The organism is Mangrovimonas futianensis (assembly GCF_021245805.1).
GTDB lineage: Bacteria > Bacteroidota > Bacteroidia > Flavobacteriales > Flavobacteriaceae > Mangrovimonas > Mangrovimonas futianensis.
Genome location: NZ_JAJJNF010000002.1, coordinates 511,307 through 532,225, shown reverse-complemented (window position 1 = coordinate 532,225; position 20,919 = coordinate 511,307). Strand labels below are relative to the sequence as shown.

General features: G+C 35.6%; 25 protein-coding genes. 24 read left to right on the top strand and 1 reads right to left on the bottom strand.

Going from position 1 to position 20,919, the window contains the following annotated elements:
* Window positions 1-213 precede the first annotated feature (213 nt).
* The 6 genes from LOK78_RS05260 (at window position 214) to LOK78_RS05235 (ending at window position 4,117) form a co-directional block, all read left to right on the top strand.
* On the top strand, window positions 214-939 hold the full coding sequence (locus LOK78_RS05260; RefSeq protein ID WP_232634149.1) for a hypothetical protein: 726 nt from the start codon (window positions 214-216) through the stop codon (window positions 937-939).
* A 250-nt stretch (window positions 940-1,189) separates the two neighbouring features.
* Window positions 1,190-1,651 carry a hypothetical protein gene (locus LOK78_RS05255; protein ID WP_232634147.1) on the top strand — a complete coding sequence of 154 codons (462 nt, stop codon included), beginning with the start codon at window positions 1,190-1,192 and terminating at the stop codon, window positions 1,649-1,651.
* Window positions 1,652-1,831: 180 nt separating this feature from the next.
* Window positions 1,832-2,083 (top strand): hypothetical protein, encoded by a 252-nt coding sequence (locus tag LOK78_RS05250; RefSeq protein WP_232393526.1) that lies wholly within the window; start codon window positions 1,832-1,834, stop codon window positions 2,081-2,083.
* Window positions 2,080-2,487 carry a hypothetical protein gene (locus LOK78_RS05245; RefSeq protein ID WP_232393527.1) on the top strand — a complete coding sequence of 136 codons (408 nt, stop codon included), beginning with the start codon at window positions 2,080-2,082 and terminating at the stop codon, window positions 2,485-2,487. The genes LOK78_RS05250 and LOK78_RS05245 overlap by 4 nt, the downstream gene beginning before the upstream one ends.
* A gap of 178 nt (window positions 2,488-2,665) precedes the next feature.
* The gene (locus LOK78_RS05240; protein ID WP_232634145.1) at window positions 2,666-3,355 is read left to right on the top strand and encodes a hypothetical protein; all 690 of its coding nucleotides are present in this window, start codon (window positions 2,666-2,668) and stop codon (window positions 3,353-3,355) included.
* Window positions 3,356-3,511: 156 nt separating this feature from the next.
* Window positions 3,512-4,117: a hypothetical protein gene (locus LOK78_RS05235; protein ID WP_232634143.1), complete on the top strand. Its 606-nt coding sequence runs from the start codon at window positions 3,512-3,514 to the stop codon at window positions 4,115-4,117.
* Window positions 4,118-4,157: 40 nt separating this feature from the next.
* Here LOK78_RS05235 and LOK78_RS05230 read toward each other — a convergent pair whose 3' ends face one another.
* A complete protein-coding gene (locus LOK78_RS05230; protein WP_232634141.1) occupies window positions 4,158-5,402 on the bottom strand; it encodes an NAD(P)/FAD-dependent oxidoreductase in 1,245 nt (414 codons plus the stop codon).
* Between the two features lie 108 nt (window positions 5,403-5,510).
* Here LOK78_RS05230 and flxA point away from each other — a divergent pair, with 108 nt between their 5' ends.
* Genes flxA through LOK78_RS05140 form a run of 18 tightly spaced genes read left to right on the top strand, consistent with a single transcriptional unit; the run spans window position 5,511 to window position 20,919 of the window.
* Window positions 5,511-7,031, top strand: coding sequence for a flexirubin biosynthesis tyrosine ammonia-lyase FlxA (gene flxA, locus LOK78_RS05225; protein WP_232634139.1), 1,521 nt, complete (start codon window positions 5,511-5,513; stop codon window positions 7,029-7,031).
* A gap of 12 nt (window positions 7,032-7,043) precedes the next feature.
* Complete coding sequence (locus tag LOK78_RS05220; RefSeq protein ID WP_232634138.1) at window positions 7,044-8,171, top strand: WG repeat-containing protein; 1,128 nt, start codon at window positions 7,044-7,046, stop codon at window positions 8,169-8,171.
* A gap of 19 nt (window positions 8,172-8,190) precedes the next feature.
* On the top strand, window positions 8,191-8,922 hold the full coding sequence (gene flxB, locus LOK78_RS05215) for a flexirubin biosynthesis SDR family reductase FlxB (RefSeq protein WP_232634131.1): 732 nt from the start codon (window positions 8,191-8,193) through the stop codon (window positions 8,920-8,922).
* A gap of 11 nt (window positions 8,923-8,933) precedes the next feature.
* Complete coding sequence (locus LOK78_RS05210; protein ID WP_053970630.1) at window positions 8,934-10,157, top strand: beta-ketoacyl-[acyl-carrier-protein] synthase family protein; 1,224 nt, start codon at window positions 8,934-8,936, stop codon at window positions 10,155-10,157.
* Between the two features lie 2 nt (window positions 10,158-10,159).
* Window positions 10,160-10,402: an acyl carrier protein gene (locus tag LOK78_RS05205; protein WP_053970631.1), complete on the top strand. Its 243-nt coding sequence runs from the start codon at window positions 10,160-10,162 to the stop codon at window positions 10,400-10,402.
* A gap of 21 nt (window positions 10,403-10,423) precedes the next feature.
* On the top strand, window positions 10,424-11,317 hold the full coding sequence (locus LOK78_RS05200; protein ID WP_232634124.1) for a lysophospholipid acyltransferase family protein: 894 nt from the start codon (window positions 10,424-10,426) through the stop codon (window positions 11,315-11,317).
* A complete protein-coding gene (locus LOK78_RS05195; RefSeq protein ID WP_232634122.1) occupies window positions 11,317-12,246 on the top strand; it encodes a dialkylrecorsinol condensing enzyme DarA in 930 nt (309 codons plus the stop codon). The genes LOK78_RS05200 and LOK78_RS05195 overlap by 1 nt, the downstream gene beginning before the upstream one ends.
* A 3-nt stretch (window positions 12,247-12,249) precedes the next feature.
* Window positions 12,250-13,383 carry a dialkylresorcinol biosynthesis protein DarB gene (gene darB, locus LOK78_RS05190; RefSeq protein ID WP_053970634.1) on the top strand — a complete coding sequence of 378 codons (1,134 nt, stop codon included), beginning with the start codon at window positions 12,250-12,252 and terminating at the stop codon, window positions 13,381-13,383.
* A complete protein-coding gene (locus tag LOK78_RS05185; RefSeq protein ID WP_166956488.1) occupies window positions 13,384-13,815 on the top strand; it encodes a hotdog family protein in 432 nt (143 codons plus the stop codon).
* Window positions 13,808-14,257, top strand: a complete 450-nt coding sequence (locus LOK78_RS05180) for a hotdog family protein (protein ID WP_232634121.1) — start codon at window positions 13,808-13,810, stop codon at window positions 14,255-14,257. Before LOK78_RS05185 ends, LOK78_RS05180 begins: the two co-directional genes overlap by 8 nt.
* A 6-nt stretch (window positions 14,258-14,263) precedes the next feature.
* Window positions 14,264-14,674, top strand: coding sequence for a flexirubin biosynthesis protein DarG (gene DarG / locus LOK78_RS05175; RefSeq protein WP_166956491.1), 411 nt, complete (start codon window positions 14,264-14,266; stop codon window positions 14,672-14,674).
* Window positions 14,664-15,659: a BtrH-related acyltransferase DarH gene (darH, locus tag LOK78_RS05170; protein ID WP_232634119.1), complete on the top strand. Its 996-nt coding sequence runs from the start codon at window positions 14,664-14,666 to the stop codon at window positions 15,657-15,659. Before DarG ends, darH begins: the two co-directional genes overlap by 11 nt.
* Before the next feature lie 5 nt (window positions 15,660-15,664).
* Window positions 15,665-16,408 (top strand): ABC transporter ATP-binding protein, encoded by a 744-nt coding sequence (locus tag LOK78_RS05165; RefSeq protein ID WP_232634118.1) that lies wholly within the window; start codon window positions 15,665-15,667, stop codon window positions 16,406-16,408.
* A complete protein-coding gene (locus LOK78_RS05160; protein WP_232634116.1) occupies window positions 16,401-17,672 on the top strand; it encodes an ABC transporter permease in 1,272 nt (423 codons plus the stop codon). The genes LOK78_RS05165 and LOK78_RS05160 overlap by 8 nt, the downstream gene beginning before the upstream one ends.
* Window positions 17,650-18,099: an acyl-CoA thioesterase gene (locus LOK78_RS05155; protein ID WP_166956500.1), complete on the top strand. Its 450-nt coding sequence runs from the start codon at window positions 17,650-17,652 to the stop codon at window positions 18,097-18,099. The genes LOK78_RS05160 and LOK78_RS05155 overlap by 23 nt, the downstream gene beginning before the upstream one ends.
* Window positions 18,092-19,240, top strand: coding sequence for a beta-ketoacyl-[acyl-carrier-protein] synthase family protein (locus tag LOK78_RS05150; RefSeq protein ID WP_232634115.1), 1,149 nt, complete (start codon window positions 18,092-18,094; stop codon window positions 19,238-19,240). Before LOK78_RS05155 ends, LOK78_RS05150 begins: the two co-directional genes overlap by 8 nt.
* Complete coding sequence (locus tag LOK78_RS05145) at window positions 19,237-20,301, top strand: methyltransferase (protein WP_232634113.1); 1,065 nt, start codon at window positions 19,237-19,239, stop codon at window positions 20,299-20,301. The genes LOK78_RS05150 and LOK78_RS05145 overlap by 4 nt, the downstream gene beginning before the upstream one ends.
* A complete protein-coding gene (locus LOK78_RS05140; protein WP_232634105.1) occupies window positions 20,302-20,919 on the top strand; it encodes a beta-ketoacyl-[acyl-carrier-protein] synthase family protein in 618 nt (205 codons plus the stop codon).

Genomic DNA, 20,919 nt, shown 5'->3' with positions numbered 1-20,919 from the left:
ATGATGCGATATCAACAATGTATCTAGCCAAAACCCCTCTGTCCCTTCTATTGTTGCCTGTCTGTTATTTAGTAAGAAATTTACTATTTTAACTCTTTAATTAAATAGATTTGTAAACATACGAGCCTAACCGTTGCCATTAATTTAATGAAAAGCCTACTACTAATAATATTAACTTTTTCATTGTTCAGTTGTAATGATAAAACATTAAAAATGTCTGAATTAGACTTTTTAGATTTCAATCAAGCGAGTATATTAAAGAATGATATAAAGAAGACTTTTTTGATATCGGGATTTGATACAGCACTTTATAAAAAAAACGATACTATTGAAATTATCGAATATAACAGAAGTGGAAATATTAAAAACGTATGGAGAAAATCTTTTATGTATAGCATAAATGAAGAATATGAATACGACTCATTAAACCTTGAAAAACAAAAAATATTCTTTACTGATTTTAAAGCTATTTTCAATTTTCGCTATGAATTTGATAGCGATAGTTTAATCCTCTATAAGTATTATACTGAACCTTCTATTGGAATTTCAAAACAGGATATTTTAAAACCAGCAGCTATTTTTAAATTCAAAAATGATGGTAAAATTTTAGAATCCTCTCAATATCAGAATAACGATTATGGAAAGGGTAAAAAGCTCACTACAAAATACGATTACGACACAAAATTGAACTTATTGTCTTCGAAAGAAATATTATACAAACCAAGTGATAACGAAGATTCATCATTGAGTTCCAATGCAATAACCAACTATTATTACTCTAACAAAAAACTTGATTCGACTTTAACAATTTTCAGCTGGATAGATAGAGAAAATCAAAAGCAAAGCTATTCACGTAAAGTAATATTTGACAAAAATGGTTTAGTCTTAAAAACAATTACTATGGATAGTTTAATTGTAAATTATAAACATATTAAATAAAAACTATTTGTAACACCGTGTATAGCTCATTGTGGCTGAATTAGGTGCTTAAAACTATGTTTAACCTGTAGCCATATTTCAGGACGAGACATTTGAAACAACGACATCTTTTGGATACAAAAATGATAATTATCCATTATTTGGAAATTATGAATAAAATTCAATTGCCAACAATTTATAACCCAAATTGCTCAGGATTTTTGCGCAACCACCCTTAAGCAAACCGTTTCCAGTAATATAAAAATAACCTATGAAACAAATCTTACTATTTTTAATTCCATTTTTGCTTTTAACCTCGTGTGATTCATTAACTGTAGAAGAAATTGCCAGGTTACCAATCAATAAAGTAAGTACTAGCGAAGAAAATTATTTTGAAAAAGAGACTACTTTAAATTTAAAAAAAGGAGATAAAATTGCTTTTTGGTCAGAAATGGATTTTGAATATTCCGGCGAAGAATCTTTTCTGTTTAGATTCAGAGTTTACAAAAATGACGAACCTTTTGCAATTCTGGAATTTGACCCAACCAATAAAAACATAACTATTGGAGAAATCAAATCAACAATTGGAAAAAAGACTAAATGGAGTTTTACTGGGAAAAATAAAGAGTTAAAAATTAAAGAAGATGGAAAATATACTTTTAAGGGGATTCTTAAAACTACAAAAAATCCAAGTTTGATAGTTAATAAAGCTATTGTGGTAATTAAAAAATAAATACTCCTGGCAATATTGGCTATAATTTATTGCTTCTCATTTTCGGTAAGGAAAATCCTAACGGTTTTACTATCTTAGTTTCTTAACCCGAAAATCCTGCGGATTTTGCTACGCCAGTTCGCACTGCGTGCTCGTGTCACGCAACTAAACTATATACAAACCGTTTCACAAGCTGAAAAAATGAAAAACGATTTTGAAATTGGAATGAAAGTTTCTCTTAATGGCGAATTCGGAATTGTGGTTAAGTCTGAACTTGACAAAGCTAATTTTTATGGAATGATTAGATGGGATTCTAAATCGGATTCTGATTTTGAAAGTTGGAATGGATTGTTTGGTTCTTTTATTCAACAAGGAGGTAAAATAATTGAGTTATCTCATCAATTTGAATTTATTAACGAAGATGGAACTTTAAAAAAACGACCTAAAAAATGAAACAGCTACCAATTATATTGTTATTCTTTCTAATTAATTTAAAATCCCAGAGTATTGAAAATGACAAAGTTTATATAACACATGGCAATGACCAAGGTGTTAATTATCCATATGGCGTTTCAGAGTTAATCATAAAAGCAGATTCAACTTTTTCTTGGAAAAGTTTTAATGTTGATAAAAATAATTGGAAAAAGTATTACAAGGGCGATAATATTATAAGTATCAGTGGTAATGTCATCAAAGAAAATGATTTATACATTCTAAAAGAAATGGGATGCAATTCTAGAGGACCAAATAAATGGATTGTAAAAATCACCGAGGAGAAAATTGAATTTTACATTAATAAAAAATCTGAACTGACTAAAACCAGGACAGAATATAAACGAATTAAGGTCAGTGGGTAATATGTTATAAATATTAAGATAAACCCTTTCCTTTTACCATGCTAAAGACGTCCATAAACCTACAGAGAATCGTTAACTCCAATGGCAAATTAAATACTAACCCAAAAATCACTAACTTTAACCCGTCTTGAAGCAATTAGTTAACCCAACTAGTGTCTAAAATAAAGACATCAAAAAAATGAAATTTGTCGCAACCATAATAGTGCTGTTTCTTGTTTTAACCGCTTGCCAAAACGAGAAGAAACAATCATCTGAAGATATTGAAGGATCAAAAAACTTAGTCTTTTCAGATTTGGTACTTCATGACCGTTTTGACAACACCCTGGTTTTAGACACCCTATTATTGGGTCGTGAGGCACAGTTTTCACCAGTCTATATTGGTAAAATGAACGACTCCATCCAACCTTATTACAAAACTGCAAAGGTTGGTTACCGTGTCGAAGATTGGAACAAATACAGAAGTCCGGAAGTCGATGACTTAGAAATCTATATTGACACCTCGCAAACCATTGGATTCCCAATGGGTGTATGGGAATATGAACAAGAACCCGAGCGGAGAGTCAATAAAAAATCCTACCCTATATTTATTAGAAACCAAAGCAATGATACTTTGAGCATTGGATTTGGAGAGATTTTACCTATCGTAACAGAGGCTCAAGACTCTTTGGGAAACTGGATGCAAATTGAAAGTCCGTTGATGTACGATTGCGGGACCGGGTTGACCCAGTTCTACTTACCTCCAAATGAAATTGCCATTTCTACTTTAAGGCAAAACAAGGGCACCAATAATACCAAGTTTAGAGTGAAATTTAGTTTTGGCGACCATCAAATCTATTCTAACGAGATTGAAGGAAAAATGAATGACTAATTTTCATGTAAATTCAACCTTGAATTCAAAGGTTAAAAATACAATGAAAATTTAGGAGTTATCTTCATATTTTTCTTTGAAATAATCTATTTCCTACTTGTTTTCTATAATGGTATTTGTTTAGATTTGAGACTTAATCTAAACTATTCATCTATAATGAAAAAACTATTATTTATTGCCCTAAGTTTATTTATTACAACTAACCTAACTGCGCAAAAGGCTAAGGTGACCAAAGGAGACTGGAGTAACCTTAAAGGTATTACCGCCTATAATGTGGTATTTGATTACTCTGATTTAACCATTCCTAAATATGATTCTGAGGAAGAATTTTTAAAAGACAAAATGGCAAAAAGAGAAGAAAAAGAACCAGGAACAGGAGAGGCTTTTAAAAAGTCTTGGTTTTCAGACAGAGAAGAATTTTACGAGCCAAATTTCATTAATACGTTCAACGACAGATATAAAGATGGCGCTGTAAAAGTTGGGAAAGACTTACCCAATGCAGAATATACCATGAAAATTCATACTACCTTCATTTACCCAGGTTATAATGTGGGTGTGGTAAGACATAATTCAAAACTTGAAGTGACCTTAAGCGTTTATAAAAATGATGCTCCTGATAATGTAATTTTTTCAGTGGATTACACAAAAATTGAAGGACAAGGAAATGGGGGATTTGATTTCAATTCTGGACAAAGAATTGCTGATGCCTATATCATTTTTGCAAGAGCCTTGACAAAGCATATGTACAAAAACAACAAATAAAATTTATTTGATAAAGAAGATGTAATGAGCGAATAGAAATCTATTCGCTCATTTTTTTTTGCATATCGATCACATGAGCCAAATTGGCTACAATACGATCATGTTTCTTTACAAATGGATTGGTTTCATCCCAAACATAACCAGCCAATACCGCACATATTTGTTTTTTAACCTCTAAGTTCTCAGGACGATGGAAAAACAAGGTCTGTAAATTACCCGTGTACCATTCCTTCACATAAGTAGCAAATACATTTACGCCATATTTAATGTAATCGGCATAGTCTTTTTCCCAATCTACGGTCTCGCCATTTAGTTCTTTTGAAATCAATTTAGACGATTGTAAGGCAGATTCTGTAGCAAAAGTAACCCCTGAAGAAAACACAGGGTCTAAGAATTCGGCACTATTGCCTGTTAGCACAAAGCCCTTTCCATAAAACTTTTTAACGGCTTTGGAATAATTTCTAATACAAACGGGCTCGAACTCAAACTCCAAACCTTCAAACCTAGAATGGTAATATTCTGTAAGCTTCAACATGGCTTTCATTCGTTCAGTATTAGGACCGCTGTATGAATCTATCAATTCATTTTTTCCAACAAAACCGATACTGGTAATACCATTTGAAAAAGGGATAACCCAAAACCAAGTATCTGTATCCAATACATCAAAGGTAATTAGGGTTCCTTCTCTTCCCTCTGGGCGCTTTAAATCTTTAACATGAGTAAAAATAGAGGAGTGCTCTGGAATGGAAGAGGGTTTATCCAAATCCAACAAGCGAGGAAGCACCCTACCGTAACCACTAGAATCGACTATAAATTTAGCGTTTACCTGATAGGATTCTCCTTGGTCATTCTTTATTTGGGTTGTCGAACTTCCATCCTCCTGAATTTGTACATCCAATACCTCATGACCAAATTGAATATCTACGCCTCGTTTTATAAGTTCTTGAGTCAAGGTGTGATCAAAATCGGCTCTAGGTACTTGCCAAGTCCAATCCCATCCTTCGGTATGCTTTTGGCTAAAATCAAAATTACAAACCACATCATCCCTAAGAAATCGGGCTCCCGCCTTAACTTCATAATTTCGTTCCTTTAAGCAATCTAGCAAACCAACTTCTTCAAAATGGTCCATGCACCTAGGGAGCAAGCTCTCACCTATTACAAACCTCGGGAAATGGCTCTTTTCAACCACTTTCACACGATGGCCTTGGTTAAATAAATAAGAGGCTGCCACACATCCTGAAGGACCAGCACCAATAATTAACACATCTACTTGCACATCCATCATAATCAATCAGCTATATAATTCATTTATTATATTAAATTTGCAATCCAAATTAACTATTTTTAGTTCAAGTTATTTAAATTTTTCACAAAAAAAATCCAATAAATATTAATGCTGACACTTAAAGGGACTCTAGGGATCAAGGAATTCTATCAAATCATTTTTGAACAACAAGATTTTCAATTGGATGACTCTGTTTTAGAGATTGTAGAAAAGAGCTTTAATTTTCTTAAAGAATTTTCTGAAAACAAGGTCATATATGGGGTAAACACAGGGTTTGGTCCTATGGCACAATACAAAATCAAGGATTCTGAGCGTAATGAATTACAGTACAACCTCATACGCAGTCATGCCTCTGGGACTGGCAACCCGATTCCTCCTATCTATGTGAAAGCTGCTATGGTTGCTAGATTAAACACCCTATCACTTGGTAATTCTGGAATTCATAAATCAGCAGTTATGTTGATGACGGAGTTGATCAATAGAGATATTACCCCTTTGATTTTTGAACACGGAAGTGTTGGAGCCAGTGGTGATTTGGTTCAATTGGCCCATTTGGCCTTAGTTTTAATAGGCGAAGGCGAAGTCTTTTACCAAGGAAGTTACCAACCCACCAAAGAGGTTTTTGAAAAGGAACAGTTAACACCTATTTCTGTAGAATTACGAGAAGGGCTGGCACTTATGAACGGAACATCAGTAATGACTGGAATTGGATTGGTCAATACCGTTTTCACAAGAAGATTACTGGATTGGGCCATCACTTCTTCTGCTGCTATTAATGAAATAGTGAAAGCATATGACGACCATTTATCCTTTGAGCTAAACGAGTCTAAGAAGCATATCGGTCAAAGAGAAATTGCTAAGAAAATGCGTGAGCATTTAGAAGATAGCCAATTAACCAGAAAAAGAGAACATCATTTATATTCTAAAAACGAAGATGTTTCTGTCTTCAAAGAAAAAGTCCAGGAATATTACTCCTTAAGATGTGTTCCCCAAATTTTAGGTCCTGTCCTAGACACCTTAAACAGCGTGGAAAAAATTCTAATTGAAGAAGTGAATTCTGCAAATGACAACCCTATCGTGGATGTGGAAAGGCAACATGTTTACCACGGCGGGAATTTTCATGGTGATTATGTGTCTTTGGAAATGGATAAACTTAAAATGGTTGTTGCCAAATTAAGTATGCTTTCTGAAAGACAGCTAAACTACTTGTTAAATTCGCGTTTAAATGACATGCTACCTCCATTTGTTAATCTCGGGCAACTTGGATTAAATTTTGGTATGCAGGGAGTGCAGTTTACAGCAACCTCTACAACGGCAGAAAACCAAATGCTGTCAAACCCAATGTATGTGCACAGTATTCCTAACAACAATGACAATCAAGATATAGTAAGTATGGGAACCAACTCGGCTCTTATTACAAAAAAAGTCATAGAGAATGCATTTGAAGTGGTTGCCATTGAATTGATAACTATCGTTCAAGCTATTGAATATCTGAATGTTAAAGATCAGGTTTCTTCAAAAACACGTAAAGTATATGATGAGATAAGGAATATAGTCCCTATCTTTACCAAAGACGTTGTGATGTACCCCTATGTCAATAAAGTTAAGGAGTACCTCATCAATCATTAAAAGCTATTAATCATGTTTCGAGTATTCTTTTTTATTTTCATGATCGCTGTTTTCAGCAGTCATGGCCAAGAGTTAGCACTTGCCAGAACAGACGGTCAATTTGGTTTTGTCAACACTTCTGGAGAATGGCACATTAAACCCCAATTTAAGGACGCTAAAAGTTTTTCAGATGATTTGGCTGAAGCCATGAATGATGACAAATCTTGGGGATACATCAATAGAAAAGGAGAATGGGTGATCAAACCACAATTTAAAGATGTTAAGGCTTTTCACTCTGGAATTGCTTTAGCTACCGATGGCGATGATTGGTTTTACATTGACAAATCTGGAAATAAAACACTTGCTCAAGTACAAACGGATAAATTCTATGATTTTAGTGATGGAATGGCCATCATCAGAAATGGAGATTTGGTAGGTTTTATAAATACCCAAGGAGCGGTTGTTGTCCAGCCTAAGTTTGAAAAAGTGTTCCCTTTTCAAAATGGTCACTCTAAAGTATTGGAAGGTGGAAAATGGGGATTGATTGACAAAACTGGAGCCTATCTGGTAAAAACAGAATATGATGGAATAGGTCAAGTTTCCAATGGCCCTGTTGTTGCTGAAATGGGATCCTCTAAAGGCTTAATAATTGACGGTCAATTTAAAGAGATTCCAGGCGCTGAAAAAATTTGGGATTTCACCTCTTCTGAAGGTCTTGCCTTTGCAAAAAAAGATGGTCAATTGGGTTTTATAGATACTCAAGGTAATTGGGTTATTGAACCCCAATTTGACAAAGTAAAAGATTTTAGCAATGGATTAGCCCCTGTTATGAAAGACAAAAAATGGGGGTATATTGATACCAATGGCCAAGTAATTATTGACTATCAATTCAAGGATGCTGAGACTTTTAGTAAAGATGGATTAGCGCCAGTTAAACCATCTAAATTATGGGGATTTATTGATAAAAAAGGCAACTTAGTAATTGAGGATAAGTACGATATTTCCTCGGTAAATTTTGGCGCCCTTTTTGGTGCCACAGAAGACAAAGGCTTTATTGATGGCTTATCAAGAGTCAAACTGAAAAAAGAATGGGCTTTTATCAAACCCAACGGTGAAGTCCTAGGTAATACATGGTTTGAAAACCTAGAATTATTTAAATAAACTAAACGAACTATAATAAATGAAATGTGCCCTAATCACAGGCGGTTCTCGCGGCATTGGACGAGCAATTTGCATCCAACTGGCAAAAGATACCGACTATCATATTCTTATTAATTACAACAGTAACGAACAAGCAGCATTAGAAACCTTAAAAGAGGTAGAAGCTTTAGGAAATTCTGGTGAGATATTAAAATTTAATGTTTCAGATGCCGAACAAGTAAACTCTTCCTTAGACACTTGGCAAACCAATAATCCTGATGCTATCGTAGAAGTTATAGTTAACAATGCAGGAATCACTAAAGATGGTTTGTTTATGTGGATGCCATCAGAAGATTGGAATTCTGTTATTAATACCTCTCTCAATGGATTCTATAATGTAACCCACTTCTTCATTCAGAAATTACTTAGAAATAGATACGGAAGAATCATTAACATTGCCTCAGTTTCTGGTGTGAAGGGAACAGCTGGTCAAGCCAATTATTCGGCCGCTAAAGGTGCCTTGATTGGCGCAACCAAAGCACTAGCACAAGAAGTAGCCAAAAGAAAAATCACTGTTAATGCAGTAGCTCCCGGATTTATTAAATCTGATATGACTGCAGAATTGGATGAAAAAGAATTAAAAAACATGATTCCAATGAACCGATTTGGAGAGGCTGAAGAAGTTGCCCACGTCGTATCCTTTTTAGCTTCTAAAAAAGCATCGTATATTACTGGAGAAGTCATTAATATTAATGGTGGAATTTACTCATAAATAAAGGGAACATGAAGCGAGTTGTAATTACAGGAATGGGTATTTATTCTTGTATAGGTGAAAATTTGGAGGAAGTAAAAAAGTCTTTGTACGAAGGTAAATCTGGTATTGTCATAGATCCTCAAAGAATAGATTTTGGATACCGATCACCGCTTACAGGAATGGTCAATAGACCCGATTTAAAAGGCATGCTATCTAGAAGACAAAGGATAAGTATGGGTGAGGAAACTGAATTTGCCTATATGGCTACTATTGAAGCCTTAAGAAATTCTAGGATAGACCAAGACTTTATCGACAACCATGAGGTAGGTATCCTTTATGGCAATGACAGTACAGCCAAATCTGTGGTAGAGTCCAATGACAAAATAAGAGATAAAAAAGACACAACATTAGTAGGTTCTGGAGCCATATTTCAAGGTATGAATTCTTCGGTCACCATGAACCTCTCCACCATCTTCAAACTGACTGGCGTCAATTTTACTATCAGTGCAGCCTGTGCCAGCGGATCCCATTCCATTGGAATGGCTTACCAACTTATAAAAGCAGGTTTGCAAGAATGCATTATTTGTGGTGGAGCCCAAGAAATTAATCCCATTGCCATGGGTAGTTTTGACGGATTAGGAGTGTTCTCAACCAATACAGAAAACCCAGCGCAAGCCTCTAGGCCTTTTGACAGTAACAGAGATGGACTGGTTCCTAGTGGAGGAGCTGCAACGCTTATTTTAGAATCTTATGAATCTGCCGTAAAAAGAGGCGCCCCCATTTTGGGAGAAGTATTGGGTTATGGCTTTTCTTCTAATGGCGACCACATATCAACTCCCAATGTAAATGGTCCAAGCAGAGCAATGGAAATGGCTTTGAAACAGTCAAACATTAAAGCTTCAGATATTGAATATGTGAATGCCCACGCCACCTCTACTCCTGTAGGAGATGCCAATGAAGCACGAGCTATTTTTGAAGTATTTGGTGAAAATGGACCTTATGTGAGTTCCACCAAATCCATGACAGGTCATGAGTGTTGGATGGCAGGTGCCAGTGAGGTTATCTATTCCATGCTAATGATGCAAAACGATTTTATCGCTCCCAACATAAACCTAGAAACTCCAGATGAAGCCGCTTCAAAATTAAATTTGGTGAGCAAAACGCTAGATAAAAAATTTGATGTATTTTTGTCCAATTCATTTGGATTTGGCGGGACAAATTCCGCCTTAATTATTAAAAAAATGTTGGTGTAGCAATGGATAAAGAAGTTATTATTGAGAAAATAAACGACTTTCTTATAGATGAATTTGAGGTTGAAAGTGAAGATATTTCACCTGAAGCCAATTTAAAGGACACTTTGGAACTTGACAGTCTAGATTTTGTAGATTTAGTGGTAGCTGTTGAATCTAATTTTGGTGTTAAATTGGTAGGAGAAGACTTTGTAGGGGTTAAATCCCTTGAAGATTTTTATAACCTTATAGAAAGAAAATTAAGCTAAATACAGCCCCTAAAATATTGTATGGCTACTGAGTGGAAAGGTAAATCCCGCGGAACGGTTTTGGGTTACAAAATATTTGTATTTTGTATGAAAAACCTAGGATTGGGGTCTGCCTATTTCGTCCTTAATTTTGTAGCTACATATTTTGTTTTCTTTGCACTAGATGGTTCTAAGGCTATCTATTATTACTTTCACAAACGCTTAGGATATTCCAAATTCAAAAGTCTAATTAGCATTTTTAAAAGCTACTACGTTTTTGGGCAAACCATCATTGATAAAGTGGCGATTTCTTCAGGGCTTCGGGAAAAATTCACTTATGAATTTGACGGCATGCACCTCATTGAAGAAACTTTAAGAGCTAAAAAGGGAGGGGTTCTTATTAGCGCTCATGTTGGAAATTTTGAAATAGCTGAACATTTTTTTGGAGATCTAGAAGAAGACGCATCCATAAGCCTTCTCACCACAGATGTAGAACATTCCGCCATCAAAGATTATTTGGAAAGTGTGACCAAAAAATCCAATATCAATTTCATTCTTATTCAAGAAGATTTATCACACATTTTTGAAATTAATGCCGCTTTAGCAAGGAATGAAATTGTTTGTATGACCGGAGATCGCTATATTGAAAATTCAAAATTTTTAGAACATGAATTATTGGGTAAAAAGGCTAAATTTCCTGCCGGACCTTTTTTGCTTGCATCCCGATTAAATGTTCCTGTTTTGTTTGTGTATGTCATGAAAGAAACCAATACCCATTATCACCTTTACACCAGAAAATCGCACACCAAACATAGAGATGCTTTAGGCCTTCTTGAAGAATACACACAAAGTGTCACTTGGATGCTTAAAAAATACCCCTTGCAGTGGTTTAACTATTTTGATTTTTGGTGTGCAAATAAAGACCTCAAAAACTAATGAAACACGTTTTAGTCATCCATTTTTCCCAATCTGGACAATTAACAGAAATAGTCAATAACGTGGTTACGGATCTCAAGAACCATGATCAAGTTCAAATAGATTATCACCAAATTGAAATGGAAGACCCCTTCCCTTTTCCTTGGTCCCGAGAAGCCTTCTATGGAGCTTTTCCTGACACCTATAGTCAGAAACCAAGAGCCGTAAAACCTGTTTCCGAAACCATATTGAATACCTCATATGACCTGATTATTTTGGGATATCAAATTTGGTATTTAACCCCTTCTCTACCCACCATATCTTTTCTAGCAACAGATGACGCCAAGAAGCTTTTCAAAAACACCCCAGTAGTTACTGTTATTGGGTGTCGAAATTTATGGATGATGGCCCAGGAAAAGATGAAAGTTCATTTTACTAGTTTGAAAGCCCAGTTAGTTGGCAACATTGCATTGGTAGACCATCACCTAAATCATATCAGTGTGATCACTATTGCCCAATGGATGTTTTCTGGTGAAAAGAAAAAGTATTTAGGAATCTTTCCTAAACCTGGTGTACAACAAAAGGACATTGACCATTCCGTAAGATTTAGTAAAACGATTTTAAACCATTTATTGAGTGGGGACTTTTCCAATTTACAACCCAGTTTATTAAAACAAGGTGCTGTTTCGCTTAAATCCTTTTTAATTTTAACCGATCAAAAAGGAAATAAGATTTTCTCAAAATGGTCCCAAATAATTCTAAGAAATAGTAAGGAAAATACATCAAAAAGAAGATTATTGGTAAAAATGTTCAGTATTTACCTTTTATTTGCAATTTGGGTCATATCCCCAATAGTTTTTATTTTATTTTTGTTGACTTATTTACCTTTGCAAAAGAGGTATAGTAAACAAAAAAGCTATTATTCATCAGTCGCCTTAAATGGAGAATAAACAATGAAGGAAGTCTATATAACACGCATATCTAAATTTTTACCTAATCGCCCTATTTCTAACGATGAAATGGAAGACAAATTAGGTTTAATAAACGGCCAACACTCAAAGGGAAGACGTATTGTATTGCGTAACAATCAAATCAAAACGAGATATTACGCGATTGACGACAATGGGAATATTACACATAATAATGCCCAATTGACTAAAGAGGCTGTAGAAAGATTGTGTGATGACAACTTCAAAACCACAGACATCGAATTGCTTTCCTGCGGTACGTCAAGCCCAGACCAAATTTTACCTTCACACGCAGCCATGGTACATGGTTTTCTGAAAAATGGTAATATTGAAATCAACTCTCCTTCTGGAGCATGTTGTTCTGGGATGAACGCCATGAAATTTGGATACCTTTCGGTGAAATGTGGACAAACTCAAAATGCTGTTGTAACTGGATCTGAAAGAACATCTTCTTGGATGAAATCCGATGTTTTTGAAGACGAACTCAAGCATTTAGAAAACCTAGAAGACAACCCCATATTAGCTTTCAACAAAGATTTTCTTCGCTGGATGTTATCAGATGGTGCTGGAGCCTTTTTATTGGAAAGCGAACCCAAAGGGGATTGCCCTTTAAAAATTGAATGGATGGAGGGCACTTCATTCGCCCATGAGATTGAAGCTTGTATGTATGCTGGCGGTGATAAATTGGAAGACGGCTTTTTAAAACCTTGGAGCGAGTACCCTTCTAATGAATGGAGCAAAAAATCGCTATTTGCCATGAAGCAAGATGTTAAGCTTCTTGGTAAATTTATTTTGAAGAAAGCTGTTGAAACCCTTCAAATGCTTTTTGAAAAACACCAAATGTCTTCATCAGAAATTGACTATTATTTACCTCATATCTCCTCTTACTATTTCAAAGAGCAACTTTATAAAGAGATGAAAGAAGGTGGTGTAGAAATTCCATGGGAAAACTGGTTCATGAATTTGGAACGTGTTGGAAACGTAGGTGCTGGTTCCATTTACATCATGCTTGAAGAATTAGTAGCTTCTGGAAAGTTGAAAAAAGGAGATAAAATACTCTTATCTGTTCCTGAAAGTGCCCGATTTGCATATTCTGTCGCATTAGTAACAGTGGTTTAGATGTCAAAACTCCCAATTACTGATATTTCAAATCTTATTCCGCAAAAATCACCTTTTGTGATGGTGAATTCTTTGGAACATTTCTCTGAAACAGAAGTTGTTTCCACCTTTACGATTACAGAAAACAACATTTTTGTTGAAAACGGTCAATTACAAGAACCTGGATTGGTGGAGAACATGGCCCAGACGGTGGCGCTTCATACTGGATATGCCTATTTTCTAAAAGGAGAAGATGCACCCACAGGATATATTGGATCCATAAAAAAAATAGCAGTAAAAAAACTTCCATCCATCAAAGAGACCATAACTACAAAAGTTAGTATTTTACACGAAATAATGGGAGTAACTATGGTTAACGTAACTGTATTAAACGTTGACCAAGAGGAAATTGCCTCAGGCGAAATGAAAACTGTTATTGCTGATAATGGATAAGATTCACAATCTTGATATCACCAAATTTCTACCACATCGTGAACCTTTTTTAATGGTTGATCATGTACTTTCAATTGATGATCAACATGTATCGACCTCTTTTCATGTAACCGAAAATTGTCTTTTTACTGAAAATGGTTTTTTTAATGAAGTTGGGCTCGTAGAAAATGCTGCCCAGACTTGTTCTTCAATTGTTGGGAAAACCTATTTTGATGGCAACGATGCCGATGACATCAAACTCATTGGATATATTAGCGCAATTAAAAAAGTTTCCATTCTTTCTTTACCAAAAGTTAACTCTACTATAGTTACCGATGCCAAGTTAATTTCCCGTTTTGACACAGAAGAATTTAGCATCTGTACGTTACAATGTAAAATTGTCCAAGACCACAAAGAATTAGTATCTTGTGAATTGAATTTAGTGATTCAAGAATTAACATAGGAGCAAATGAAGAAGAATGAAGTACCTCAAGATAAAAGTAATTTAGAATCTGCCAATTTTAAAGAATTGTGCTATGCTGTGGATGAGAATGGGGAGTATACCACGGTAAATAGTAGTGGTTGGACCCCTAAAACCATCGCTCTTAATCAAGCCATTGAAGATATTAATGAACGTGTTGCAGCAGCCAAAAATAGGGTCTTGAATAACGATGTTAGCCCTATTGAGTACTACATGGAATACCATAAAATGGATTTAGGTATCTTATCCAGTTATGTTGGTATGTGGCAATGGCGCGTAAAACGTCATTTTAAACCTAATGTTTTTAAAAGGCTATCTACCAAAACTCTAAAAAAATATGCTGATGCTTTTGATGTGAGCATTGAGCAATTAAAAAATATCGAATTGCATGAAAATTGATTTTACGCACCATCAATCGGCACATTGTGAAAATGGTGTGGTATCCAATTTAATGAAGCACAATGGATTTGAAGTAAGTGAACCCATGGTTTTTGGAATTGGATCTGGATTGCTTTTCTGCTATGTTCCATTGTTGATGGTCAATCATGCACCTGCCATTACATATCGCGCGATGCCAGGATTTATTTTTAAACGATTTGCCAATCGTGTGGGTATTAAAATTAAAAGAGAAAAATTTAAAGACCCAGTCAAGGCCAAGGCTCGATTGGATGAAAATCTTGAAAAAAATAATCCTGTTGGATTGCAAGTAGGTGTTTATAACCTACTTTATTTTCCAGATGAATATCGCTTTCATTTCAACGCCCACAATATGGTGGTTTATGGCAAGGAAGGAGACACGTATCTTATTAGTGATCCCGTTATGGAAACGGTCACAACACTTACCGATAAGCAATTGGAGAAAGTCCGGTTTGCAAAAGGTGCTTTTGCTCCTAAAGGACATATGTACTACCCTATTGCCTTCCCCAAGGAATTACATTTGGAAAAAGCCATCATAAAAGGCATCAAACAAACCTGTAAGGATATGTTGGCCCCTGTACCCATTGTAGGAGTCAAGGGCATTCGCATGATAGCCAAACTGATAAGAAAATGGCCCAAAAAGAAAGGCACCAAAGTGGCCAACCACTATTTGGGACAGGTCGTAAGAATGCAGGAAGAGATTGGAACTGGCGGCGGTGGCTTTAGATACATCTTTGCAGCTTTTTTACAAGAATCCAGTAAAATTTTGGGCAACCAAAAACTTTCCGAACTTTCAAAAGAAATGACTAGCATCGGTGATGCTTGGAGGGATTTCGCACTGGAGGCTTCCCGCATATATAAAAATAGAAGTCCGAAAACAGATGCCTACAATCAAGTGGCCGATATGTTGGACGTCATAGCAGATAGGGAAGAACAATTCTTTAAGAAATTAAGAAAAGCTATCTAGTAGTTATGATTCAAATTGACCAGGTATCAAAAAAATATAAGGACGCCGATTATTATTCGGTATCCAATTTGAGCCTGCACGTCAATGAAAAGGAAATTTTTGGTCTTTTGGGACCAAATGGCGCTGGAAAAACAACTCTCATTTCTATTTTGTGCTCCTTGATTAAACCTACTTCTGGGACTTTCAAAATTGATGGATTGGATTATCAACATGATAAAAACCGATTAAAACAACTCATAGGTATTGTTCCTCAAGAATACGCCTTATACCCGACTCTAACAGCCTTTGAAAACTTGCAGTACTTCGGAAGTATGTATGGTTTGAAGGGAAAGGATTTATCCAACAAAATAAATGTTGCCTTAGAGCGATTAGGTTTGCTCCCTTTTGCACATAAAAAAATACGAACGTTTTCAGGAGGAATGAAACGCCGAGTCAACCTGATTGCCAGTATTCTTCATCATCCCAAAGTGTTATTTCTTGATGAACCCACCGTTGGTGTGGATGTCCAATCCAAGAATGCGATTATTCAATTTCTACAAGAACTGAATCAAAATGGGACCACTATCATTTACACCTCCCATCATTTAAATGAGGCCGAAAATTTTTGTACTGAAGTGGCTATCATTGACCATGGAAAAATTATTATCCAAGGAAAACCAAAAGACCTTATTTCCAACCATGAAGGAACTCACAATCTGGAAGATGTCTTTTTAAGCTTAACAGGTAAAGCACTTAGGGATCATGCGTAAATTATGGGCATCTGCATATAAAGAATTTTTGTTGCTTACCAGAGACATTGGGGGTATTGCTATCTTATTTATCATGCCTTTGGTACTAATTGTAACCATTACATTAATTCAGGATAGCTCTTTCAAAACCATCGAAAATATTGACATTCCCATTTTGGTAGTTGACAACGACCAAGGTGATGTTTCTAAAACAATACTGGATGGTCTAAAAGAATCCGACGCATTTGAAATCCATTCCAAAACCTCTGAAGATGAAGCCAAGGATTTGGTTTTTAAGGGAAAATATCAAATGGCTATTGTCATTCCTAAGGAGCTTTCTGAGGAACTACAGGCCCAAGTAGATCAAAATGTGGAAGGTATTATGGCTAAATTTTCTATGGATTCTGATAGCACAGATACCACTCCCAAAAAACAGATTGCAATAAAAGAAGTTCGTCTTTATTTTGATCCTGCCACTCAAATTACCTTTAAGACATCGGTGAAGAACGGGATTGACAAGATGATCTCTAAAATTGAAACCGAATCCATTTATAAAGCTTTTCAAGAACAAATATCAGATGACCCCGAAGAAGTCATTTTTGATACAAAAAGCTTAATTAGCTTTAAAGAAGTTCTCCCAGAAAAAGACGAAAAAGAAATGATTCCCAATTCGGTGCAACATAATGTTCCGGCTTGGTCCCTATTTGCCATTTTCTTCATCATTGTCCCTTTATCCATCAATTTGGTTAAGGAAAAAAACCAAGGAACGTTCGTTAGACTCCGAACCAATCCTGTGTCTTATGCTACCGTATTGGGAGGAAAAACATTGGTTTATTTATTGGTTTGCCTGATACAGTTCATGCTTATGTTGATGATTGGGGTGTTTCTTTTCCCAAAAATAGGTTTACCAACCTTGGATGTATCTGGACGTTTACCACTATTGTTTGTCGTGGCATTGTTTGCTGGGTTAGGAGCCATAGGTCTGGGGCTTTTATTGGGAACCATTGCCAAGACCCAAGAACAATCAGCGCCATTTGGAGCTACCTTTGTGGTAATTTTGGCAGCTTTGGGAGGTGTATGGGTTCCAGTGTTTGTAATGCCTAAATTTATGCAGACACTATCTCATATTTCACCTATGAATTGGGGGCTTAATGCTTTTTATGATGTTTTCTTGCGTAATGCTTCATTTTTGGATATTTTACCTGAAATTTTCACCTTACTTATCTTTTTTTTGGTGACAACTTTAATTGCTATTGTTTATAATGAAAGAAAAAATGCCGTCTAAACCTATCATTTCACATACCAGTAAAGTACGTATCCGATTTGTAGAGACCGATCCATTGGGAATTGTTTGGCATGGAAACTATATTCAATACTTTGAAGATGGAAGGGAAGATTTTGGAAGACATCACGGTATTTCCTACTTAGATCAAAAAAAATATGGCTTTGCCACTCCGATCATAAAATCAAGTACCGATCATAAAAGACCGTTACGCTATGGTGATATTGCGACCATAAAAACCATTTTTATAGATAGTCCGGCAGCCAAAATGGTATTTCGTTATGAAGTATTCAATCAAGATGATGAGCTTGTTTGTACTGGAGAAACCGTTCAAGTTTTTGTAGACCAAATTGGGGAAGGAGAGCTTTGGCTCACGCCTCCAGATTTTTTTATTGCATGGAAGAAAAGTGTAGGATTGCTAGATGAATAAGGTATTTCTTTCATATAACAATATTATTTCTTCTTTGGGATTTTCAAGTGAAGTCGTTGTTGAACAAATTAAAAAGGAAGTTTCTGGTTTATCTTTAATTAAAGACAAGACTTATCTTCCACAGCCTTTTTATTCATCACTGATAGATAACAACCTCTTAAATGAGGCCTTTGAATCTTTGGGGAGTCCACAAAACTATACCAAATTAGAAAGAATGATGATTCTTTCTCTAAATGATGTCATCACCCAATCAAATCTATCAATAAACGATCGTGTTGGATTGATTGTCTCAACTACAAAAGGAAATGTAGATGCTCTTGATACAGACAATTCATTTCCTGAAGAAAGAGCCTATTTGAGCTCCTTGGCTAATTCCATTTCAAATTTCTTTGGAATAACTAGGACTCCCATCGTTATTTCTAACGCATGCGTTTCAGGGATTTTAGCAGTGGCTACGGCCAAAAGGTACATCCAACAAGGCATGTATGACCATGTATTAGTAGTTGGCGGTGATTTGGTTACCGAATTTATTTTGTCAGGTTTTAATTCCTTTCAAGCCCTTAGTGACGAACTTTGCAAACCTTATGATAAAGATCGCAAAGGAATCAATATCGGAGAAGTTGCTGCTAGCGCATTGGTTACAAATGACATAGAATTATTATCAGAAGATGCTGTTGCGATTATAGGAGAAGCTTCCTGCAACGACGCCAATCATATTTCAGGACCTTCCCGAACGGGTGAAGGTTTATTCAGAAGCATTCAGTCGGCCTTGGAACAGTCACAAATTTCGGCCAAAGACATCGATTTTATTTCTGCCCATGGAACGGCGACCCTATATAATGATGAAATGGAAGCCATTGCCTTTAACAGATCTGGATTGGAAAACGTACCAACCCATAGTCTTAAAGGTTATTTCGGACATACCCTTGGTGCTTCTGGTTTGCTTGAAGCCATTGTTGGGGTTCATTCATTAAAAAATGATACACTTTATAAATCTTTAGGTTTTGATACCCTTGGTGTTTCAAAACCCATTAATCTTATAACATCTACACAAAAAACACCGTTACGAACCATGCTTAAAACAGCCTCAGGTTTTGGAGGTTGCAATACAGCTGTTGTTTTCAAAAAACATACACTATGACAAAAACCGCCGTAAAAGCTTTAGATGCCTTAAATGAAGCCCATAAAATTGCTTTGGCTCCATTCCTATTTCAATCTGTCGTCTGCCTAAGAAATTTGGGAGTTTTTGATGAAATATTCAAGCATCGTAAAAAAGGAGGCGCTAAAATGGCCGAGATAGCTGAAACTTTATCTTTAAGTGAGTATGGATTGGGTGTGCTTTTGGAAATGGCAGAAAGTTCAGATATTGTGGAAAAAAACGAATTAGGCCATTTTGAATTGACAAAAACGGGTTATTTCCTCGCCTATCACCCAACGGTCAATGTTAATGTGAATTTCACTCAAGATGTATGCTATAAAGGGCTGTTTCATTTAGAAGATGCTATCAAAAATGGGCAACCCGAAGGATTAAAAGAATTGGGGTCTTGGCCTACCATTTATGAAGGCCTATCCAAGCTTCCTTCTGATGTTCAAAAATCTTGGTTTGAGTTTGACCACCATTATTCGGATGACATTTTTAGATTGGCACTTCAGCAGGTACTTAAAAACAAACCCAGAAAAATCTTTGATATAGGAGCCAATACTGGCAAGTTCTCAATAGCATGTTGTGAAGAAGATGAACAGGTTGAAGTAACAATGATTGATTTACCAGGTCAACTGGAAATGGCTCTCAAAAACGCTCAAGAAAAGGGATTTGAAGAGCGTATAACAGGGTATGAAATAGATTGGTTAAAGGATAATCCAAAAATACCTACAGGAGCTGACACCATTTGGCTATGCCAATTTTTAGACTGCTTTTCAAAGGAAGAAATTTTAAAAATTCTATCCACTTGTGTGGCTTCTATGGATGATCATACTCAATTGGTGATTGTGGAAACCTATACAGACAGACAACGTTTTGACAGTTCTAGATATGTGCTGGAAGCTACCTCCTTATATTTTACAGTTATGGCCAACGGCAATAGCAAAATGTACAAGTCAACAGACATTTTGGAATTAGCTGAGCAAGCTGGATTGGAGATCTATAAAGATTTACCTTTAGGAGAATATCACACCATGTATATTTGCAAGAAATCCTCTTAAATGACAAAAGGGAGCTTAGCCATATCATCTTATATCCAGATTAAGGACAATCAAATTAAACTTAACGGGGAAAATTTATTTTCTCAAGACGGCCCCTTTTCAGAATTTATAAAATTGGGGTACAAACAATGTGGTGTTGCCTATCCTAAGTTTTTTAAAATGGATGATTTAAGCAAATTGGCATTGGTTGCGGCAGACATCCTTTTAAAACATGAAGGTGTCCAACCCAAGAATGAAGAAAATATTGCACTTATTTTTTCAAACAAGGCTTCTAGTTTAAATACGGATAGAAGCCACCAAGAATCTATTCAAAATAAAGACAATTACTACCCAAGTCCGGCTGTATTTGTCTATACTTTACCCAATATTTGTTTGGGTGAGATCAGCATTAAATATAAACTCTATTCTGAAAATAGTTTTTTTATCTTTGACAACTTTAATGCTGAACATCTGTATCATTACAGTCAAAGTTTAATACAATCCAAACAAGCAGAAAAAGTTTTGTGTGGTTGGGTTGACGTTGATAATGACACTTATGAAGCATTTTTATATTTGGTTTCCAAAAATGGAAGCTACGAACACACAATAAACGAGATTAACAAATTATACAAGAAATAA

Excerpts from the sequence above, each read along its gene's own strand:
- LOK78_RS05260 (WP_232634149.1), top strand. The coding sequence starts at position 214 with ATGTCTGAATTAGACTTTTTAGATTTCAATCAAGCGAGTATATTAAAG.
- LOK78_RS05255 (WP_232634147.1), top strand. The coding sequence starts at position 1,190 with ATGAAACAAATCTTACTATTTTTAATTCCATTTTTGCTTTTAACCTCG.
- LOK78_RS05250 (WP_232393526.1), top strand. The coding sequence starts at position 1,832 with ATGAAAAACGATTTTGAAATTGGAATGAAAGTTTCTCTTAATGGCGAA.
- LOK78_RS05245 (WP_232393527.1), top strand. The coding sequence starts at position 2,080 with ATGAAACAGCTACCAATTATATTGTTATTCTTTCTAATTAATTTAAAA.
- LOK78_RS05240 (WP_232634145.1), top strand. The coding sequence starts at position 2,666 with ATGAAATTTGTCGCAACCATAATAGTGCTGTTTCTTGTTTTAACCGCT.
- LOK78_RS05235 (WP_232634143.1), top strand. The coding sequence starts at position 3,512 with ATGAAAAAACTATTATTTATTGCCCTAAGTTTATTTATTACAACTAAC.
- LOK78_RS05230 (WP_232634141.1), bottom strand. The coding sequence starts at position 5,402 with ATGATGGATGTGCAAGTAGATGTGTTAATTATTGGTGCTGGTCCTTCA.
- flxA (WP_232634139.1), top strand. The coding sequence starts at position 5,511 with ATGCTGACACTTAAAGGGACTCTAGGGATCAAGGAATTCTATCAAATC.
- LOK78_RS05220 (WP_232634138.1), top strand. The coding sequence starts at position 7,044 with ATGTTTCGAGTATTCTTTTTTATTTTCATGATCGCTGTTTTCAGCAGT.
- flxB (WP_232634131.1), top strand. The coding sequence starts at position 8,191 with ATGAAATGTGCCCTAATCACAGGCGGTTCTCGCGGCATTGGACGAGCA.
- LOK78_RS05210 (WP_053970630.1), top strand. The coding sequence starts at position 8,934 with ATGAAGCGAGTTGTAATTACAGGAATGGGTATTTATTCTTGTATAGGT.
- LOK78_RS05205 (WP_053970631.1), top strand. The coding sequence starts at position 10,160 with ATGGATAAAGAAGTTATTATTGAGAAAATAAACGACTTTCTTATAGAT.
- LOK78_RS05200 (WP_232634124.1), top strand. The coding sequence starts at position 10,424 with ATGGCTACTGAGTGGAAAGGTAAATCCCGCGGAACGGTTTTGGGTTAC.
- LOK78_RS05195 (WP_232634122.1), top strand. The coding sequence starts at position 11,317 with ATGAAACACGTTTTAGTCATCCATTTTTCCCAATCTGGACAATTAACA.
- darB (WP_053970634.1), top strand. The coding sequence starts at position 12,250 with ATGAAGGAAGTCTATATAACACGCATATCTAAATTTTTACCTAATCGC.
- LOK78_RS05185 (WP_166956488.1), top strand. The coding sequence starts at position 13,384 with ATGTCAAAACTCCCAATTACTGATATTTCAAATCTTATTCCGCAAAAA.
- LOK78_RS05180 (WP_232634121.1), top strand. The coding sequence starts at position 13,808 with ATGGATAAGATTCACAATCTTGATATCACCAAATTTCTACCACATCGT.
- DarG (WP_166956491.1), top strand. The coding sequence starts at position 14,264 with ATGAAGAAGAATGAAGTACCTCAAGATAAAAGTAATTTAGAATCTGCC.
- darH (WP_232634119.1), top strand. The coding sequence starts at position 14,664 with ATGAAAATTGATTTTACGCACCATCAATCGGCACATTGTGAAAATGGT.
- LOK78_RS05165 (WP_232634118.1), top strand. The coding sequence starts at position 15,665 with ATGATTCAAATTGACCAGGTATCAAAAAAATATAAGGACGCCGATTAT.
- LOK78_RS05160 (WP_232634116.1), top strand. The coding sequence starts at position 16,401 with ATGCGTAAATTATGGGCATCTGCATATAAAGAATTTTTGTTGCTTACC.
- LOK78_RS05155 (WP_166956500.1), top strand. The coding sequence starts at position 17,650 with ATGAAAGAAAAAATGCCGTCTAAACCTATCATTTCACATACCAGTAAA.
- LOK78_RS05150 (WP_232634115.1), top strand. The coding sequence starts at position 18,092 with ATGAATAAGGTATTTCTTTCATATAACAATATTATTTCTTCTTTGGGA.
- LOK78_RS05145 (WP_232634113.1), top strand. The coding sequence starts at position 19,237 with ATGACAAAAACCGCCGTAAAAGCTTTAGATGCCTTAAATGAAGCCCAT.
- LOK78_RS05140 (WP_232634105.1), top strand. The coding sequence starts at position 20,302 with ATGACAAAAGGGAGCTTAGCCATATCATCTTATATCCAGATTAAGGAC.